Consider the following 19,278-nt stretch of genomic DNA (forward strand, 5'->3'; position numbering starts at 1 on the left):
AAGGTATTGTTCAACTATTTTTACCTTTTCTGCTGAATTGATTTTACTTTTTCTAGACATGAAAATACCCCCATATAGGACTTTTATATTTCATTGTCCTATATGAGGGTAGCATATCAGTCAGTAAGTGCTGACTACCGGGGGTGATTTTTACTGTTTTTTAATATCTTTTTCAAGTTTACGCACATCTTTTTCTATTTCGGGAACATCTTCTTTTATAAACATAATCATAAAACTTACAAATAAGAGTCCACATGAAACCCAGATGGTACGCATGTTAAATAACTTAATGAAATATCCGCCAAGTCCTGCACCAATTGCAAACATTATGATAATAGCCCAGTAACAAAGCGATTTATGAAGGATTTTTTTATCCTTTGTTTTAACGTATGCACAAAGTGATTCAACACCGCTTCTCATATTGCCGATGCACATTGTACTTGCAAATGCATATCCGTTTACTTTTCTGAATGCCTGTACCTGCATTGCACATGAAAATGAAACAATTGCGTTGGCAAGAAGATTCCATTCCAGAGGCAGGAAACCTACCACAAAAAGAAGAATTATTTCATTGAGAACCACAAGCTGCCGCCAATGGAATTTTTGAATTTTACGGTATTTGATGTGTACGAATTCCGAGAAGGCAATGCCAAAAGCAAAAAATACAAGCGGCACAAGATAATGAAGTGCAAGATGCCAGTTCTTTTCTGCAATGCTCTGGCTTAACAAAACAATGTTTCCTGTCTGTGCATTGGCAAATACTTTTCCACGGAATATGTATGTGTATGCGTCCTGTAGACCACCTGAAACTGATAAAAATGCAGCGGTTAAGAATGAGTCAGACATCTGTCCGTGTATTTTGTGTTTCATTTTATATTCCTCCGTAAAGTGTTTTTTTGGTAATGTTTTAACATTATAACACTTTTTGACCGGTAAGTGGGTCGGTAATTTCAAGTAAGGCCATAATTACTGCCATACGTACATATTTTCCGTTCTGTACCTGCTTGAAATATGCAGCACGGTTGTCGTCATCAACGTCTGTTGATATTTCATCAACTCTTGGAAGTGGGTGTAAAACCGGCATATCAGGCTTGGCAAGATTAAGTTTTTCACGGTTGAGAATATATGTATCTTTGAGGCGTAAGTATTCATCTTCGCTAAAAAAACGTTCCTTTTGTACTCGTGTCATATAGAGTACATCAAGCTTAGGAAGTGTTTCTTCAAGGCTTGAAACCTCATAATATTCTGAATTATAAGGTTTTAATGTGTCTTCTATTGTATATGCGGGCACTTTTAATTCATCTGGAGAGATAAAGTAAAAACGGTTGTTTTTGTAACGCACAAGACTGTTTACGAGTGAGTGTACAGTTCGTCCGAATTTTAAGTCGCCGCAGAATCCGATAGTAATATTATCAAGGTGGCCTTTCAGTTGTCTTATGGTCATTAAATCGATGAGAGTCTGTGTCGGGTGATTATGTCCGCCATCACCGGCATTTATTACAGGAATTGAAGAATACATTGATGCAACCAGCGGTGCACCTTCTTTTGGATGTCTCATTGCAATAATATCAGCGTAGCAGCTTACAACACGGGAAGTATCGGCAACTGTTTCACCTTTACTTGCACTTGACATTTCAGCACCGGCGAATCCTATTACCTGACCTCCAAGGCTGAGCATTGCTGATTCAAATGACAGACGTGTTCTTGTACTTGGCTCATAAAAGAGTGTTGCAATTCTTTTTCCGTCGGCAACATGGCTGTAGGCATCAGGATTTTGTTTGATTCTGTCAGCAAGATCTAATAAATTTTTAGTTTCTTCAAGTGTAAAATCAAGTGGGTCAATTAAGTGTCTCATAACCATTCTCCCTTTGTTAAATATTGATTTCGTTCAGCTCCTACAGAAATAAACTGAATTTCATGATTCAAAAGATGTTCAAGAGTTTCAATGTATTTTCTTGCATTTTCAGGCAGCTCTTCATATTTCCTGCATTTTGAAATGTCAGTATTCCAGCCAGGAAGCATTTGGATGACAGGAGTCATGCTGTCTAAATCGTCTAATGGGTCAAATTCCGTTATGATTTCATCGTTTAATTTATATGATGTGATTACCGGAATTTCATCCATATGGCTTAATACATCGAGTTTTGTGAGTGCGATTTTATCAGCATTCTGGCATTTCAGACCATAAGCAGAGGCTACGGCGTCAAATGGACCGACACGGCGAGGACGTCCTGTTGCAGCACCGTATTCACCGCCGGATTTTCTTAGTGATTCCATCCATTTTTCCGGCATTGCTTTTTCTGCCGTGAATGGTCCTGCACCGACACATGTAGAATAAGCCTTTAACACACCGACGATGTGGTCAGGCAAAGTTCCCGGAATGCCGGCACCGATAGGACCATATGCGGAGATAGTTGATGAGCTTGAGGTGTATGGGAAAATTCCATAATCGATGTCACGCATGGCACCGAGCTGAGCCTCAAGAACAACTTTTTGGTGATTGGAGAGGGCAGCTGCAATGTAATTTCCGGTATCTGTAATATATGGAGCAAATTGTTCAGCCTTTTTTTCACACCATGATAAAAGAGCCGGATAAGACATTGGAGCTTGGTGGTAGCAGCCGCCCAGTTCCAGATTTTTGTATTCAAGCATAGTTTTTAATCTTGATTGAATATGTGGTTTGTCAAGATGTAGAAGGTCGCCGAGACGCAATGTTTTTTTCTTATATTTATCGCTGTATGCGTATGCAATGCCGCGGCGTGTAGAACCAAAGGCAGAACCTGTTTTTGCAAGTCTGTCTTCTTCAAGTTCATCCTGGATTTTATGCCATGGCATTGATATAGTAGCATGCTTTGAGAGCTTTAAATTCTGAGGAGAAATTACAATTCCTTTTTCTCTTATGCTTTCAATCTCGTTTTCAAGATGGTCTAAATCTACAACCATGCCATCACCCAGAACGCATGTGACATCTGGATGTAATATTCCTGATGGAAGAAGATTAAGTACAAATTTACAATTGTTTGTTACGACTGTATGTCCGGCATTGTTTCCGCCTTGATATCTGACAACAACATCGGCATTTTCGGCAAGCAGATCGATTACACGGCCTTTGCCTTCATCGCCCCAGTTGATTCCTGTTACTGCTGTAAGCATATTAGCCTCCTTGTTTTCCGAAGGAAAATGCGACCGCTATGGGAGCAGAGGCTTTTCCTCCTTGTTTTCCGAAGGAAAATGCGACCGCTATGGGAGCAGAGGCTTTTCCTCCTTGTTTTCCGAAGGAAAATGCGACCACTATGGGAGCAGAGGCTTTTCCTCCTTGTTTTCTTTTTCAGAATTGGCTAAATTATACTATTGAATTTGCGATAAGTAAAAACTATAATTGATATAATAAACATAAGCAATTGATATGACAGATGAACGTTTATAGCGATTGCAGATTTCTGACATAATAAGAATAAACAGGAGGCAGGGGGTTATGAATGTAAATTTTGAGTATTATAAGATTTTTTTCTATGTGGCGAAGTATCATAATTTTACAAAAGCCGCACATGTACTTGGAAACAGCCAGCCAAATGTTACGAGAGCAATGAATTGTCTGGAACAGCAGATTAACACACTTTTGTTTGTGAGAACAAACAGAGGAGTTGAGCTTACGCCTGAGGGTGAAAAACTGTACATAAGGGTCTCAGCGGCAATGGCACAGATATTTGAGGCAGAGGAGGAACTTTCTGACAGCATGAGCCTTTCGCACGGAAGTATTTCTATCGGAGCGAGCGAGACGGCTCTTAATATATTTCTTCTTGATAAATTGAAATCGTTTCATATGATGTATCAGGGAATAAGGCTGAAAATATATAATCACTCAACACCTCAGGCGATAGATGCAGTTAAGAATGGAATAATTGATTTTGCGGTTGTATCCACGCCAGCAGATGTTGAGTCACCATTAAAAAGCGTGAAATTAGTTCCGTTCAGGGAGATTCTTATAGGTGGAAAAACATTTACGGCACTTGGAAGCCAGGAACTTTCGCTCAGCGAATTAAAGGATTATCCGCTTATATGTCTTGGACGAGAGACAGCAACGTATGATTTTTATAACAAAATATTTTTGTCGCATGGACTTGAACTTAATCCGGACACGGAGGCGGCAACGACAGACCAGATACTTCCTCTTGTGAAGAGTGAACTTGGGCTTGCATTTATTCCAGAGCCGATGGCGGCAGAGGCAATTAATAAAAATGAAATTGTCAGAATCCAGTTAAGAGATGAAATTCCCGGAAGAAATATCTGTATGGTATACGATTCAAGACATCCCCTCAATTCTGCGGCAAGAGAATTGCAGAAAGTTATTATGGAAGGCAGGTAGAATATGACACTTCAACAATTAAAATATGCAATAACAGTTGCACAGACAGGAACGATTACAGAGGCTGCAGAAAAGTTATATATTTCACAGCCGAGCCTTACTAATGCAATACACGAACTTGAAAAAGAAATGAATATTGAAATATTTACAAGAACTAATAAAGGAATAATTGTTTCAAAAGACGGTGAGGATTTTCTGGGATATGCGAGGCAGGTGCTGGAACAGGCAGAGGTTCTTGAAGATAAATATAAAGGTGGCGGTGGTGGAAAGAAGAAATTCTGTATTTCAACGCAGCATTATTCATTCGCGGTTAATGCATTTGTTGATTTGATAAAAAAATACGGACAGGATGAATATGATTTCAGCATACGTGAGACGCAGACGTATGAGATTATAGAAGATGTTGCTAAGATGAACAGTGAGTTGGGAATTATTTTTATGGATGATTTTAATGATGTCGTTCTTAATAAAATTTTAAAATCCAATGATTTGGAATTCCATCAGCTTTATTCGGCAAAACCACATGTTTTCATAAGCAGGAGGCACCCACTGGCTGGAAAGCAAATTATTACAAATGAACAGCTGGAAGCATATCCGTATTTGTCATATGAACAGGGAGAGCACAATTCGTTTTATTTTTCAGAGGAAATATTTTCAACTTATGAAAGAAAGAAAAATATCAGGGTGAGAGACCGTGCAACGCTTTTTAATCTGCTTATAGGATTAAACGGATATACGGTATGCAGCGGAATTATTGACAAAAAACTTAATGGAAAAGATATAATTGCAGTTCCGCTTGCAGATGAAAAAGATATGCGTATAGGATATATCACACATAGAAAAGGCATGATAAGCAGGCTTGGAAATACATATATTGAAGCATTAAAAAAGTATCTGCAATAATGGGAAGTAATATCAAATAGAATAATTTGACATAGTTTTAAACTATGTCAAACATATATTTTTATGTATTATACAGATGACAAAACTTCAATTTATAATAAGACTCACAGAAAACAGAAAATTATTATAAATTTGGAGGAAAAATAGATGAGCAGATTAGAAACACCATTCAGATATGACCATGTTGGAAGCTTTTTGCGTCCTGAAAAATTAAAGGAGGCAAGAAGAAAGTTCGATGATGGTGATATCGGATATGAGGAGTTAAAGAAGGTTGAAGATGAAGCTATTACAGAACTTGTAGGCAAATTAAAAGAAATAGGATACCATGTTATCACGGATGGTGAGTTTAGAAGAGCAACATGGCATCTTGATTTTATGTGGGGATTTGACGGAGTAGGACATGTTGAGACAAAGACAGGACTTCCGTTCCATGGCGAAGCTGCAATGATTGATGATACATTTCTTGTTGGAAAGGTAAAAGTATCAAAGGAGCACCCTTTTGTGGAACATTTCAGATTTGTAAAGCAGTTTGAGGACGAAGAAACAGTTGCAAAACAGACAATTCCTGCACCGGCACAGTTCCTTGCACAGTTTACAATGCCTTTCAACAGAGTTGAGACAGAAAAGTATTATTCATCTGACGATGAACTTGCAGATGATATTGTAAAGGCTTATGCTTCATTTATTGATGATTTATACAAAGCAGGCTGCCGCAATCTTCAGCTTGATGACTGTACATGGGGCATGCTGGCAGATAAGACAGCAACTTTGGTATATGGGAAAAAGACATTTGAAGGATTAAAAGAAGTCCAGAAATTATATAAAGATATTAATAACAGAGTGATTGACCAGGCACCGGAGGATATGATTATTAATACACATGTGTGCCGTGGCAATTTCCATTCTACATATGCAAGCAGCGGTGCGTATACACCCGTTGCAGACGTGCTTTTCGGCGAGGAAAATGCAAATGCATATTATCTTGAATTTGATGATGAGCGTTCAGGTGGATTTGAGCCTCTTGCAAAGGTTTCAGGCAATAAGAAGGTTGTGCTTGGTCTTATAACAACAAAATCACCTGTACTTGAGGATAAAGCACAGGTGATAGCAAGAATCCGTGAAGCAGAAAAGTTTGCCCCTCTTGACAGATTATATCTTAGTCCGCAGTGTGGATTTGCATCTTGCGAAATCGGAAATAAGCTCACAGAAGACGAGCAGTGGGCAAAACTTAAACTTGTTAAAGAAATCGCAGAAGAGGTATGGGGAAAGTAGAATAAGAACGGTAGTGCCGGATTACTTCCACTGACCGAAAAAGTCTTCAAGTTTGTTGAGAGACTTTGTAAGAACGGCAGCCTCTTCTTCGTTCAGACTATCCATAACGCTGTCAATCATGTCTTTGTGAAATGCAGCATGATGTTTGTATGCACTCACGCCTTTTGGTGTGAGTGTGGCAAATACGATTCTTCTGTCTTTCGGATTGCGTGTACGTATTATATATCCCTTTTTGACAAGTGCATTCATTCCTATAGTAAGTGTTCCCATTGTAACTCCGAGTGTTTTGGAGATGGCAGTCATTGTACGTGGTTCTTCTGTTCCGACGGCTTCAATAATATGCATATCTGTAACGGAAATGTCTTTGAATTCATCAGTTATGATGGCTTTTTCCTCTACGTCTAAAATGTCATTAAACAGTTTTACAAGTAAATTATTCAAAACTTCAAATGTATCCATAAGAAGCACCTGCTCTTTCTTTGTAATATGTTTTAATAATAAAATACGAATCTTTTTCTATAGTATATACGAAATAAGTCCTATTTGCAATGAATTTGATTTGCTTTTTTGTGCCTTACGTAGTATCATAAATACGTATATGTAGTTCGTTACTAAAAAGGAGAAATATATGAAGTTCATAGCAATCGGAGAATTGATGTTAAGATTATCTCCGCCAAATTATGAAAAGATTGTATCTACTCATAATTATATTGTAAATTATGGCGGTGCTGAGGCAAACGTGGCAGTATCTTTGGCAAATCTCGGAGTTGACAGTACATTCTTTACTGTACTTCCGGATTCAGATATTGGTAAGTCTGCTATTAATTATTTTAAGGCAAATGATGTACATACAAAGCATATTATCAAGGCAGACGGAAGAATGGGACTGTATTATCTTGAAGAGGGTGTATCTGTAAGACCTTCACAGGTAATCTATGACCGTTCAGGTTCTGCATTTGCTGAATATGACTATAAGGATGTAGATTTTGAAAATATATTAAAAGATTATGACTGGCTTCATTTAAGCGGTATTACACCGGCACTTTCATATAACTGCCGCCGCCTTATAGACAAGGCTGTTAAGGCTGCAAAGAAGCTTGGACTTACTGTAAGTTTTGACCCTAATTTCAGAAGTACATTATGGTCATTTAGTACAGCCAGAGATGTTCTTAGTAAGTATCTTCCATATGTAGATGTATTGATTGGTATAGAACCTATTCATGTATACAATCCGGACGGAACAGATGTCAAAGATGGTCTTACAATGGATCCGTCTTTTAAGGATATGGACAGAGTATTTAAGGCTATTGATGAGCAGTATCATATGAAAGCAATCGGAAGAACTGTAAGATATGTCCACTCAGGCAGCAACAATTCTCTCAAAGCTTTCTTCTATACTAATGGAGAGACTTATGAGAGTAAGACGATTAACTTTGAAATTGTTGACCGTGTCGGTGGTGGTGATGCATTTTCATCAGGTCTTATTTATGCACTTATGCAGAATGATATGACACCACAGGAGACAGTTGATTTTGCTGTTGCATCTTCTGTAATGAAGCATGCTATCCGAGGCGATACAAATATCACAAGTGTAGATCAGATTAAGAGACTTATGAACAACGCTTCATTTGATGTACAAAGATAATTATGTGATTTTTAGTACAATTTGTACTAAGATAAGAGCAAGGCATACAAGTGCTTGACATTTCAGACCTTGTTATATACAATAAAGCCAACTGCAATGACGAAGACAGTAGGATATAAGGAAAAGTCGCAGCGAGCCGGGGCGGTGAGAGCCGGTACGAGTAGCTTATATCTGAACATCACTTCCAAGCATCCGGGCTGAACGGAGTTTGTTTCGGGCGTGTAAGCGTAGCGGAACATGAAAGTGCTTCAATTAAGCCGGGACGGAAATCCTACCGTTAAAAGGGACGCATATGCTGGTATGTCGTAATTAAGATTAGGTCGATAATTCCCCTGTCGTTTATTACGGCAGGGGCTTTTTTAATGCGGATATCAGATTGTTTTATGTGCATGGAACATTTGCTGGTGACGCAGATTATTAGAATTGGCACAATTATGAAAGGATGGATTTTTAAGATGGTATACGAAAAGGTATCACCGGAACTTAATTTTGTTGATAGAGAAAAACAAGTCGAGAAGTTCTGGAAAGAAAATGACATTTTTGAAAAAAGTATTGAAAATCGTAAAGAGGGAGAGACATATACATTCTATGATGGTCCTCCAACGGCTAATGGTAAGCCTCATATCGGTCATGTCCTTACAAGAGTTATTAAGGATATGATTCCAAGATACCGTACAATGAAAGGATACATGGTTCCACGTAAGGCAGGATGGGATACACATGGTCTTCCTGTTGAGCTTGAAGTTGAAAAGAAGCTCGGACTTGATGGCAAGGAACAGATTGAAGAGTATGGTCTTGAGCCATTTATCAAGCATTGTAAAGAGAGTGTATGGAAATATAAGGGCATGTGGGAGGATTTCTCATCTACTGTAGGTTTCTGGGCTGATATGGATAACCCTTATGTTACTTATGACAATAACTTTATCGAGTCTGAATGGTGGGCTTTAAAGCAGATTTGGGATAAGGGACTTCTTTATAAAGGTTTTAAGATTGTTCCTTACTGTCCAAGATGTGGCACACCTCTTTCTTCTCATGAGGTTGCACAGGGATATAAGGCTGTAAAAGAGCGTTCAGCAGTAGTACGTTTCAAGGTTGTCGGTGAAGATGCTTATTTCCTTGCATGGACAACAACGCCTTGGACACTTCCGTCTAATGTTGCCCTTTGTGTAAACCCTGATGAGACATATGTTAAGGTAAAAGCTGCTGACGGATATACTTATTATATGGCAGAGGCACTTCTTGACAAAGTATTAGGCGGACTTGCAGTTAAGGCGGGACAGACTGTAAAAGGCGAGTCTCTTGATGAGGATGCAAAAGACGCAAATGGTGCCGGTATTGATTATGAAGTATTAGAGACTTACAAAGGTAAGGATTTAGAGTATAAAGAGTATGAACCATTATATCAGTGTGCAGCTGATTGTGCCGCAAAACAGCACAAGAAGGGACATTTTGTTACATGTGACACATATGTAACTATGTCAGATGGTACAGGTATCGTTCATATTGCACCTGCATTTGGTGAAGATGATGCCAAAGTAGGCAGAAAATATGACCTTCCATTTGTTCAGTTTGTTGATGGCAAGGGTGATTTGACAGAAGAAACACCTTATGCCGGATTATTTGTTAAGAAAGCGGATCCGGAAGTATTAAAAGACCTTGATAAGGAAGGAAAGCTTTTTGACGCACCTAAGTTTGAACATGATTATCCATTCTGCTGGAGATGTGATACACCTCTTATTTATTATGCAAGAGAGTCATGGTTTATCAAGATGACAGATCCTGAAGTTAAGGCTAATCTCATTGCTAATAATAAGACAATCAACTGGATTCCAGAGACAATCGGAACAGGACGTTTTGGAGCATGGCTTGAAAATGTCCAGGACTGGGGTATCAGCCGTAACCGTTATTGGGGTACACCGCTTAATATCTGGCAGTGTGAGGATTGTGGCGAAATGCTTTCAATCGGAAGCATTGCAGAACTCAAGGAACATTCAGACAACTGTCCTGATGATATCGAGCTGCACCGTCCATATATCGATGCGGTTACATGCAAGTGTGGCAAGTGTGGCGGCACAATGAAGAGAGTTCCGGAAGTTATCGACTGCTGGTTCGATTCAGGTTCAATGCCATTTGCACAGCATCACTATCCATTTGAAAATAAGGAATTATTTGAACAGCAGTTCCCAGCCAAGTTTATTTCAGAAGCTGTTGACCAGACAAGAGGATGGTTCTATTCACTTCTTGCTATTTCAACACTCTTATTTAACAAGGCACCTTACGAAAATGTTATCGTTTTAGGACATGTTCAGGATGCTGACGGCCAGAAGATGAGTAAATCAAAGGGCAATGCAGTAGATCCGTTTGATGCATTACAGAAACACGGAGCAGATGCAATCCGCTGGTATTTCTATGAAAATTCAGCACCATGGCTTCCTAACCGTTTCCATGACAAGGCTGTTACAGAAGGTCAGAGAAAGTTCATGGGTACAATCTGGAACACATATGCATTCTTCGTATTATATGCAAATATTGATGATTTTGATGCAACAAAATATACTTTGGAATATGATAAGCTTCCAGTAATGGATAAATGGATTCTTTCAAAGTTAAATACAATGGTTAAGACTGTTGATGACAATCTTAACAACTACAAGATTACAGAGACTGCAAGAGTTCTTGAAGATTTTGTTGATGAACTTTCTAACTGGTATGTAAGAAGATGCCGTGAGAGATTCTGGGCAAAGGGAATGGAACAAGATAAGATTAATGCTTACATGACATTGTATACAACACTTGTTACACTTTGTAAAGCAGCAGCTCCAATGATTCCGTTTATGACAGAGAGCATTTACAGAAATCTTGTATGCAGCATTGACAAGACAGCACCTATAAGCGTTCACCTTTGCGATTTCCCTAAGGTAAATGAAGACTGGATTGATACAAAACTTGAAGAGAACATGGAAGATGTCCTTAATGCAGTTGTAATCGGACGTGCATGCCGAAATGCAACAAATATCAAGAACAGACAGCCAATCGGAAAGATGTTTATCAAGGCACCATGGAAACTTGATGATTTCTTTACAAATATTATCGCAGATGAGCTTAATGTAAAGAGCGTTGAATATAAGGATGATGTAAGAGATTTCACATCATACACATTCAAGCCGCAGCTTAAAACATTGGGACCTAAGTATGGCAAGTTCCTCGGTGAAATCAGAAAGCAGCTTTCAGAACTTGATGGCAATAAGGCTATGGATGACCTTAACAATGCAGGATATATCACACTTTCTGTAAATGGACAGGATATTCAGCTCGAAAAGGCAGATCTCCTTATCGAGATGGTTCAGGCAGAAGGATATGTTGCCAATTCTGATAAGGGAATTACAGTTGTTATGGATACAAAGCTTACACCTGAACTTATCGAGGAAGGTTTTGTAAGAGAACTTGTAAGTAAAATCCAGACAATGCGTAAGGATGCAGGATTTGAAGTTATGGACAGAATCAATGTATATGTTTCTGGAAATGATAAGATTGCAGCTCTTATGGAGAAAAATGCAGAACAGGTTAAAGCAGTTGTACTTGCTGACAATATTATTGCCGGTGAAGCAAAAGGATTTACAAAGGATTGGAATATCAACGGCGAAGATGTAACTTTAGGCGTTGAAAAACAGTAATTAAACAGCAGATTATAAAAGTGTCCGGTTTTGGTAAAAATAAACCGGGCACTTATTTGCATTTTAAGTAATTAATGTAGTATAATTATAATGCTTTAAACATTTTATCAATACCATATTTCAGGAGGAAAAATGAATGAGTAATACTTCATGGTTTAATAAAGATGAATTCAAGAAAAATATTATAAGCAACTGTAAATCCTTATTCAGAAAAAATATTGATGAGGCAGATAAACAGCAGCTTTTCCAGTCTGTAGCATATGCTGTAAAGGAAATTATAATTGATAGATGGATTGCGACACAGAAGGAATATGCAAAACAGGATAAAAAGACTGTTTACTATATGTCTATGGAATTCCTTATGGGCAGGGCTTTAGGTAACAATATGATTAATCTTATGGCATATGATGAAATGAAGGAAGTTCTTGAAGAACTTGGCATGGATATTAATGTCATAGAGGACCAGGAACCTGATGCAGCACTCGGTAACGGTGGTCTGGGAAGACTTGCCGCATGTTTCCTTGATTCACTTGCAACACTTGAATATCCGGCATATGGATGCGGAATACGTTATAAATATGGTATGTTTAAGCAGGAGATTAAAGATGGCTATCAGGTAGAAGTTCCTGATAACTGGCTTAAAGACGGTAATCCGTTTGAGATTAAGCGTTCTGAATATCCGACAGTAGTTAAGTTCGGAGGATATGTACGTTCATACAGAGATGAAAAGACAGGAAGAGATATGTTTGTTCAGGAGGATTACAGAGCTGTAACAGCTATTCCTTATGATGTTCCTGTTGTTGGATATGGCGTAAATACAGTTAATACATTAAGAATATGGGATGCAGAACCGGTAGATACATTTAATTTAAGTTCATTTGATAAGGGTGATTATCAGAAAGCGGTTGAGGAAGAGAACCTTGCAAAGAATATTGTTGAGGTACTTTATCCTAATGATAATCATTATGCAGGTAAGGAACTTCGTTTAAAACAGCAGTATTTCTTTGTATCAGCCAGCGTACAGCGTGCGATTGCACAGTATAAGGAAAGACATGATGATGTAAGAAAGCTTTATGAAAAGGTAACTTTCCAGCTTAATGATACACATCCTACAGTAGCTGTAGCGGAACTTATGAGAATTCTCATGGACGAAGAAGGTCTTGAATGGGATGAAGCATGGGATGTAACAACTAAGACTGTTGCATATACAAATCATACAATTATGGCAGAAGCACTTGAAAAATGGCCAATTGAGCTTTTCTCAAGACTTCTTCCTAGAATTTATCAGATTGTGGAGGAGATTAATCGTCGTTTTGTAGAAGAAATAAAGGCTAAGTATCCGGGCAATCAGGATAAAATCCGCAAGATGGCAATTATTTATGATGGTCAGGTTAAGATGGCTAATCTTGCAATATGTGCAGGATATTCTGTAAATGGTGTTGCAAAACTTCATACGGAGATTCTTGAAAAGCAGGAACTTAAAGATTTCTATGAAATGATGCCGGAGAAGTTCAATAATAAGACTAATGGTATCACACAGAGAAGATTCCTTCTTCATGCAAATCCGCTTCTTGCAGCATGGATTACAGACAAAATCGGCGATGGATGGATTACAGATTTAACACAGCTTAAAAAGCTTAAAGTATATGTTGATGATGCAAAATGCCAGCAGGAGCTTATGCAGATTAAGTATAAAAATAAGGTTCGCCTTGCAAAATATATAAAAGAGCATAATGGAATTGATGTTGACCCGAATTCTATTTTTGATGTCCAGGTTAAGAGACTTCATGAATATAAGAGACAGCTTCTTAATATTCTTCATGTAATGTATCTTTACAATGAAGTAAAGAAGAATCCTGATATGGATATTAAGCCAAGAACATTTATTTTTGGTGCAAAAGCAGCCGCAGGTTATAAGATTGCAAAGCAGACAATCAAACTTATCAACAGCGTTGCAGATGTAATTAATAACGATGCTTCAATTAATGGCAAGATTAAGGTAGTATTTATTGAAAATTACAGAGTTTCAAACGGCGAAATCATATTTGCGGCAGCAGATGTAAGCGAACAGATTTCTACAGCATCAAAGGAAGCATCAGGTACAGGTAATATGAAGTTCATGCTCAACGGAGCCATGACACTTGGTACAATGGATGGTGCTAATGTTGAGATTGTTCAGGAAGTCGGAATTGAAAATGCTGTAATATTCGGACTTTCATCTGATGAAGTTATCCGATATGAAAATGAGGGCGGTTATGACCCAATGGAGATATTTAATAATGACCAGAATATCCGTGAGGTATTGATGGAACTTATCAATGGCAAATATTCTCCTGATGATACAGAAAGATTCAGAGATATTTACAATTCACTCCTTAATAATCAGGGCGGCAGAAGAGCGGACACATACTTCATACTCAAGGATTTCCGTTCATATGCGGATGCACAGAAGATTATTAACGAAAGATATTCTGATGAAAAGGCATGGGCAAAGTCAATGATGTTAAATATTGCCAGTGCCGGTAAGTTCTCATCAGACAGAACTATTGAAGAATATGTTCATGATATCTGGAAGCTTGAAAAAGTTCACATTCCGGATGTGAAATAATTTTATAAAAATTTATAATGAGTATGCCTCGTTTATCGTTTTGACGGTGCGGGGCATATTTTTTATTTTAGCTGCATATGCTTTTATATCATATGATTCTATGCCGGATTATTTCTATGATTCTATGTTGGATTATTCCGGCTTGATGAATTCTTGATTAAGAGGGGATTTTTTGCAGATATGAAAAAAATACTTACGGTCATATTGATATTTTGTATATATGTTGCTGTGCCGGCTGTGATAACTTTGTCGGTTAATTCTGATGATTCGCAGGGGGTATCTCAGGAAAATATTTATGGACCGAGGGTTAATGTTAAATATAAAAATGGAACAAAATCTGTATCGGTAAATGAATATGTCACAATGGTTCTTGCAAAAAGATTTGAGTCAGGTGATGAGACGGAAACGTTAAAGGCTATGGGTATAATGATAAGAACAGATATTTACCGTGTTATGGGGGATGAGATGAGTGTTGACAGCGAAACGCTTGGCATGGAGTATTTCACAAAAAATGTGATGAAAAATGAATGGGGGAATAATTTCGAGGAATATTATAATCATGTAAATGACAGTGTAATGTCAACAGGTCAGATGGTTATAACATATAATAATAATCTGATTGATGCAAAATATTCGCGTGTGTGCAATGAAAAGACGCTTTCCGGCACGGAACTTCTGGGAGCGGATTATGCATATCTGGTGCCGGCAGACTGCCCGGAAGATATGACAAGCCCTGATTTTCTCAAAACTGAGGAATATTCAAAAAAACAGTTTGTAAAAAAAATAAATACCGCATATAAGGATTCCGGGCTGGATGAAAATAATCCGTTTGGCGATATTCAGGTGGTTTCACAGACTAATATGGGGTATGTGACAAAAATTCAAGTGGGAAATGTTGTAATGTCGGGTGATGTATTTGCAAAAATACTGGGACTTAATTCGCCTTTTTTTGCAATTAAAGATGGAAAAATTACAACCAAAGGAAAGGGAAGCGGATTCGGAGTCAGCCTTTATACTGCAAATATTATGGCACGTTCGGGCAGTACATATGAAGATATAATTAATAAATTTTATTCCGGTGTAGCAATTGTGAGCAGATAAAATCATATAAAGGACACTGTGGTATCGGTTCGTGTAATAATAATGAAGAAAGACAGTTTGAATAATCCTGTATAAATCGGGCAACATATTAACATAAATTGTAGCAATGGAGGTTATGTTAATATGAAAGGCAAGAGTAAAGGTTGGGGAAAAGAGAAAATTATTTCTGCAATAGTTGCCTGTGCGGTTATACTTACGCTTTCGGTAGGTGTTTATTCAGTTGTGAAAGAGAGCAGGCGTGCCAATGATAATAAAAATAATGTAGTTGACCTTAATGAGAGAACGCAGAATAATGTTGCAATAAGAACGGAGGATGGAGGAGTAGAGCCTGAAAACACCGACTCGTCAGATTCTAAAGAAGATGCAGCCACGGGTGATGATGACCCTATGGGTAATGAAATAGCATCGGTTAATAATTCCGGCACAGGAAGTACGTCAGATGTTTCGTCAAATAGCGTAAATGAAAATAGTGTAAATGAAGATTTACAGGCAGATGACAAGCAGGAACAGGTTCCGGTGGCGGCTTCGGTAAAAAAGAATCCTCTTGATGCATATTCATTTAGAGAGTCAGACAGTCTTTTACGTCCTGTAAATGGAGATGTTGTTTTAAAGTACAGCATGGACAGTACGATTTATTTTGAATCACTTAATGTATACAAGTGTAATCCGGCAATTTCTATTGCGGCAAATGTGGGGGACAGCGTTGCTGTTGCAGCAGATGGAATTGTCCAGTCAGTAGTTGATAGTGAAGAGACAAAAACAACAGTTACCGTAGGACTTGGGGATGGCTATGAGGCGACATATGGTTTGCTTGACGGCGTCAACGTAAAATCCGGTGATAGTGTATACAAAGGACAGCATCTTGGAACAGTAGCAGAACCAAGTGCATATTATGTAAAAGAGGGTGCAAATTTGTATTTTAAACTTACAAAAGACGGAATACCTGTTAATCCGGTGGATTATTTTGAATAACGTAAGATAATCGGCATCCGGTTAAAAATTTACAAAAAGGCTGTAAGGGTTGTCATTGCTGTAAATGCAGAAATTTTGTTGTATTGGGTGGATATATAGGATGTGCCGGGTGCTTTATATAGATGTGGGGGCGATATGCTCCCGCGGTACATATGCAATATTTATACAATAAAAAATATTTTTACGTTGCATATTTATTGAGTTTATGATATATATAATATAAATATGCATATTTATATTAAAAGGGAGAAAAACATCGATGTAATAAAAGAATATTGGAGACAGAAAAAGAAAATACATATCTTGATGCAGCAATGCATGTCATTGATAATGACCCATATTGTAAAGGGATGTATGGGTATCTTAAAAACAATCGTTTATGGTTTGAGCGATTCAGAGCATTTCTGAAAGGTAAAAAAACATTACCGTTATTATATGATCCGTTTTTTAAAAAAATATTTAGTCCTGTAGAACATAGAGAACGTCTTTCAGAACTTGTCAGCTGCCTGTTAGGACAGCAGGTAACAGTTCTTGAAGTTTATCCGGCGGAGGATTCTCAATTTATTGGAATATTTGTCATTATGGATATGGTTGTGCGTATGTCGGATGGCAGTATTGCAAATATTGAAATTCAAAAAGTTCCGTATGATTTTCCTGCTGAAAGAATATCATGTTATTCAGCGGACCTTGTGTTGAGGCAGTATAAAATGCTTACGGGTTCAAAAAATGAAATTGAATCTGAAAATGATAGTGATGATGGGGACGATGTGGGGGAGGAAGTTTCTTATAAGAGTATGAGAAAAGTTCATACAATAATACTTTTTGAAAAGAGCAGTGCAAATTTACAAAGCGAATTTGATGAAAAATTTTATTTTCACGTGGGGAAAACAGTGTTTAATACAGGTATAAAGATTAATCTTCTACAGGATTTCCTGCTTATAAGCCTTGACACCTTTAAAAAATACAGATATTCTGATATTATCACAGGGCGTACAAATGTGACTGAGTATGATTGCGATAAAACACAATATAGTGATGGAATATCAGATAAAATGGTGTCGGACAGAATTAAGTATATGTCGTTATTCGTTGCTGAGACACCTGAAGAGATAGATAGATTAGTTGCATTATTTCCGGATCTGGAATCGGTACGTCATGATATTAATGAATATCTGGTTAGACCAAAGGAGGTCCTTAATATGTTTTCCGAAGCATTAAGAATATTAGACAGAAATACGGCGAATCTAATGGTAGACAGATTAAAAGAAGAGGTTGACAGCCTGAAGGGTGAAAATGACAGCTTGAAAGACGAAAATACACGTTTAAAAGAGGAAATAGAAAATTTAAAGAAAAATAGTAAATAGAAGTTGTTTTATAAGTGTTGAAAAAAGGAGGTCCTTAATATGTGGTTTGACGAAGCAGTAATTTATCAGATATATCCACTTGGCTTATGTGGAGCACCGTTGGTAAATAATGGTGGTGAATGTGAGGAAGAGGCCGGGAATCATAGAATTTTAAGAATTCTGGATTGGATAGACCATATTAAGTCAATGGGAACGTCATGCGTATTATTTAATCCATTATTTGAGAGTGATGCACATGGTTATGATACAAGGAATTATAATAAAGTGGACAGGCGTCTCGGAACAAATGAAGATTTTAAGAAAGTCTGCGATGCGATTCATGCATCAGGCATGAAAGTTATGCTTGATGGAGTGTTTAATCATGCAGGACGTGGATTTTTTGCATTTGAAGATGTAAGACAGAAAAAATGGGACAGCAGATACAAGGACTGGTTTCACATATCGTTTGATGGAAATACCAATTATAATGATGGATTCTGGTATGAAAGCTGGGAAGGCTGTAATGAGCTTGTAAAACTTAATCTGTCAAATCCTGAAGTAAAAGAATATTTGTTTGACGCGGTAAAAAACTGGGTTAATGAATATGACATAGACGGCTTGCGGCTTGATGTTGCATATTGTCTGGACAGGCAGTTTTTGTCAGAATTGAGACATTTTACCGATGGGCTGAAGAACGAATTTGTATTAATGGGTGAGACTCTTCACGGAGATTATAACCAATGGGTTAATGATAACGCATGCTACAGCGTTACAAATTATGAATGTTATAAAGGCATTTATTCAAGTTTTAATTCTTCCAACATGCACGAAATAGCATATAGCCTTAACAGACAATTTGGTAATGAACAGTGGTGCATATACCGTGGAAAACATCTGTTTTCTTTTGTTGACAATCATGATGTTACAAGAATTGCAAGTATTCTTGAAAATAAAAATAATCTTTTTCCTGTATATGGTCTTTTGTTTGGCATGCCTGGAGTTCCCGGTGTTTATTATGGAAGTGAGTGGGGAATTACAGGAGAAAAATGTAATGGCGACAACACATTGCGTCCTGCAATAGAAAAGCCGGAACATAATGAACTTACAGATTGGATAACAGCTCTTGCAAATGCGAAACAAAAAAGCAAGGCGTTGTGTTACGGAGGTTACAGAAATCTTCTTACAATGCCGAAGCAGCTTATATTTGAAAGAGAATGTGATACAGAAAGAGTTATCGTTGCTGTTAATTCTGACAGCAATGTATATCATGCTGATTTTGATGCAAGATCGGGAAAAGCAGTTGATTTGATAACAGGAAAAGAGCATGATTTTGGCGGTGGAAGTGATTTACAGCCATATTCATGTGTATTTTGGAAAACGGAGAGATAGAAATT

General features: G+C 37.7%; 14 protein-coding genes. 10 read left to right on the top strand and 4 right to left on the bottom strand.

Features of this window, described 5'->3' with window-relative positions; all coding sequences use genetic code 11:
* Nucleotides 1–150 precede the first annotated feature (150 nt).
* The 3 genes from H8S01_RS10090 to H8S01_RS10100 are packed head-to-tail and all read right to left on the bottom strand — an operon-like array spanning nucleotide 151 to nucleotide 3,153.
* The gene (locus tag H8S01_RS10090; RefSeq protein ID WP_186837101.1) at nucleotides 151–870 is read right to left on the bottom strand and encodes a YoaK family protein; all 720 of its coding nucleotides are present in this window, start codon (nucleotides 868–870) and stop codon (nucleotides 151–153) included.
* A 43-nt stretch (nucleotides 871–913) separates the two neighbouring features.
* Entirely contained in the window at nucleotides 914–1,855 is a 942-nt protein-coding gene (gene pyrB, locus H8S01_RS10095) for an aspartate carbamoyltransferase (protein WP_021866682.1), read from the bottom strand.
* Nucleotides 1,852–3,153: an adenylosuccinate synthase gene (locus H8S01_RS10100; protein ID WP_186837102.1), complete on the bottom strand. Its 1,302-nt coding sequence runs from the start codon at nucleotides 3,151–3,153 to the stop codon at nucleotides 1,852–1,854. Before H8S01_RS10100 ends, pyrB begins: the two co-directional genes overlap by 4 nt.
* Before the next feature lie 322 nt (nucleotides 3,154–3,475).
* Here H8S01_RS10100 and H8S01_RS10105 point away from each other — a divergent pair, with 322 nt between their 5' ends.
* The 3 genes from H8S01_RS10105 to H8S01_RS10115 all read left to right on the top strand — a co-directional run bounded on the left by H8S01_RS10105 (nucleotide 3,476) and on the right by H8S01_RS10115 (nucleotide 6,541).
* Nucleotides 3,476–4,366, top strand: a complete 891-nt coding sequence (locus H8S01_RS10105; protein ID WP_186837103.1) for a LysR family transcriptional regulator — start codon at nucleotides 3,476–3,478, stop codon at nucleotides 4,364–4,366.
* A gap of 3 nt (nucleotides 4,367–4,369) precedes the next feature.
* Nucleotides 4,370–5,269 (top strand): LysR family transcriptional regulator, encoded by a 900-nt coding sequence (locus H8S01_RS10110; RefSeq protein ID WP_186837104.1) that lies wholly within the window; start codon nucleotides 4,370–4,372, stop codon nucleotides 5,267–5,269.
* A 147-nt stretch (nucleotides 5,270–5,416) separates the two neighbouring features.
* Nucleotides 5,417–6,541: a 5-methyltetrahydropteroyltriglutamate--homocysteine S-methyltransferase gene (locus tag H8S01_RS10115; protein ID WP_186837105.1), complete on the top strand. Its 1,125-nt coding sequence runs from the start codon at nucleotides 5,417–5,419 to the stop codon at nucleotides 6,539–6,541.
* A 21-nt stretch (nucleotides 6,542–6,562) separates the two neighbouring features.
* Here the strand turns inward: H8S01_RS10115 and H8S01_RS10120 are convergent, their stop codons facing one another.
* A complete protein-coding gene (locus H8S01_RS10120) occupies nucleotides 6,563–7,000 on the bottom strand; it encodes a MarR family winged helix-turn-helix transcriptional regulator (protein WP_021866677.1) in 438 nt (145 codons plus the stop codon).
* Between the two features lie 169 nt (nucleotides 7,001–7,169).
* Here H8S01_RS10120 and H8S01_RS10125 point away from each other — a divergent pair, with 169 nt between their 5' ends.
* From H8S01_RS10125 to H8S01_RS10155, 7 genes are all read left to right on the top strand, one after another.
* Complete coding sequence (locus H8S01_RS10125) at nucleotides 7,170–8,186, top strand: sugar kinase (RefSeq protein WP_021866676.1); 1,017 nt, start codon at nucleotides 7,170–7,172, stop codon at nucleotides 8,184–8,186.
* Nucleotides 8,187–8,641: 455 nt separating this feature from the next.
* Entirely contained in the window at nucleotides 8,642–11,860 is a 3,219-nt protein-coding gene (ileS, locus tag H8S01_RS10130) for an isoleucine--tRNA ligase (RefSeq protein WP_186837217.1), read from the top strand.
* A gap of 136 nt (nucleotides 11,861–11,996) precedes the next feature.
* The gene (locus H8S01_RS10135; RefSeq protein WP_186837106.1) at nucleotides 11,997–14,468 is read left to right on the top strand and encodes a glycogen/starch/alpha-glucan phosphorylase; all 2,472 of its coding nucleotides are present in this window, start codon (nucleotides 11,997–11,999) and stop codon (nucleotides 14,466–14,468) included.
* 180 nt (nucleotides 14,469–14,648) lie between these two features.
* The gene (locus H8S01_RS10140; protein WP_186837107.1) at nucleotides 14,649–15,569 is read left to right on the top strand and encodes a SpoIID/LytB domain-containing protein; all 921 of its coding nucleotides are present in this window, start codon (nucleotides 14,649–14,651) and stop codon (nucleotides 15,567–15,569) included.
* A 123-nt stretch (nucleotides 15,570–15,692) separates the two neighbouring features.
* Nucleotides 15,693–16,541 carry a M23 family metallopeptidase gene (locus tag H8S01_RS10145; protein WP_186837108.1) on the top strand — a complete coding sequence of 283 codons (849 nt, stop codon included), beginning with the start codon at nucleotides 15,693–15,695 and terminating at the stop codon, nucleotides 16,539–16,541.
* Nucleotides 16,542–16,816: 275 nt separating this feature from the next.
* The gene (locus tag H8S01_RS10150) at nucleotides 16,817–17,905 is read left to right on the top strand and encodes a hypothetical protein (RefSeq protein WP_186837109.1); all 1,089 of its coding nucleotides are present in this window, start codon (nucleotides 16,817–16,819) and stop codon (nucleotides 17,903–17,905) included.
* 39 nt (nucleotides 17,906–17,944) lie between these two features.
* Nucleotides 17,945–19,273 (top strand): alpha-amylase family glycosyl hydrolase, encoded by a 1,329-nt coding sequence (locus H8S01_RS10155; RefSeq protein ID WP_186837110.1) that lies wholly within the window; start codon nucleotides 17,945–17,947, stop codon nucleotides 19,271–19,273.
* The last annotated feature ends 5 nt before the right edge of the window (nucleotides 19,274–19,278 follow it).

This window comes from Lachnospira hominis (ex Liu et al. 2021) (assembly GCF_014287955.1).
Lineage (GTDB): Bacteria > Bacillota > Clostridia > Lachnospirales > Lachnospiraceae > Lachnospira > Lachnospira hominis.

What these genes read in the sequence shown, in the direction of transcription:
- ileS (WP_186837217.1), top strand. Translation starts at nt 8,642, where the DNA reads ATGGTATACGAAAAGGTATCACCGGAACTTAATTTTGTTGATAGAGAA.
- H8S01_RS10125 (WP_021866676.1), top strand. Translation starts at nt 7,170, where the DNA reads ATGAAGTTCATAGCAATCGGAGAATTGATGTTAAGATTATCTCCGCCA.
- pyrB (WP_021866682.1), bottom strand. Translation starts at nt 1,855, where the DNA reads ATGAGACACTTAATTGACCCACTTGATTTTACACTTGAAGAAACTAAA.
- H8S01_RS10145 (WP_186837108.1), top strand. Translation starts at nt 15,693, where the DNA reads ATGAAAGGCAAGAGTAAAGGTTGGGGAAAAGAGAAAATTATTTCTGCA.
- H8S01_RS10105 (WP_186837103.1), top strand. Translation starts at nt 3,476, where the DNA reads ATGAATGTAAATTTTGAGTATTATAAGATTTTTTTCTATGTGGCGAAG.
- H8S01_RS10155 (WP_186837110.1), top strand. Translation starts at nt 17,945, where the DNA reads ATGTGGTTTGACGAAGCAGTAATTTATCAGATATATCCACTTGGCTTA.
- H8S01_RS10140 (WP_186837107.1), top strand. Translation starts at nt 14,649, where the DNA reads ATGAAAAAAATACTTACGGTCATATTGATATTTTGTATATATGTTGCT.
- H8S01_RS10100 (WP_186837102.1), bottom strand. Translation starts at nt 3,153, where the DNA reads ATGCTTACAGCAGTAACAGGAATCAACTGGGGCGATGAAGGCAAAGGC.
- H8S01_RS10115 (WP_186837105.1), top strand. Translation starts at nt 5,417, where the DNA reads ATGAGCAGATTAGAAACACCATTCAGATATGACCATGTTGGAAGCTTT.
- H8S01_RS10090 (WP_186837101.1), bottom strand. Translation starts at nt 870, where the DNA reads ATGAAACACAAAATACACGGACAGATGTCTGACTCATTCTTAACCGCT.
- H8S01_RS10120 (WP_021866677.1), bottom strand. Translation starts at nt 7,000, where the DNA reads ATGGATACATTTGAAGTTTTGAATAATTTACTTGTAAAACTGTTTAAT.
- H8S01_RS10110 (WP_186837104.1), top strand. Translation starts at nt 4,370, where the DNA reads ATGACACTTCAACAATTAAAATATGCAATAACAGTTGCACAGACAGGA.
- H8S01_RS10135 (WP_186837106.1), top strand. Translation starts at nt 11,997, where the DNA reads ATGAGTAATACTTCATGGTTTAATAAAGATGAATTCAAGAAAAATATT.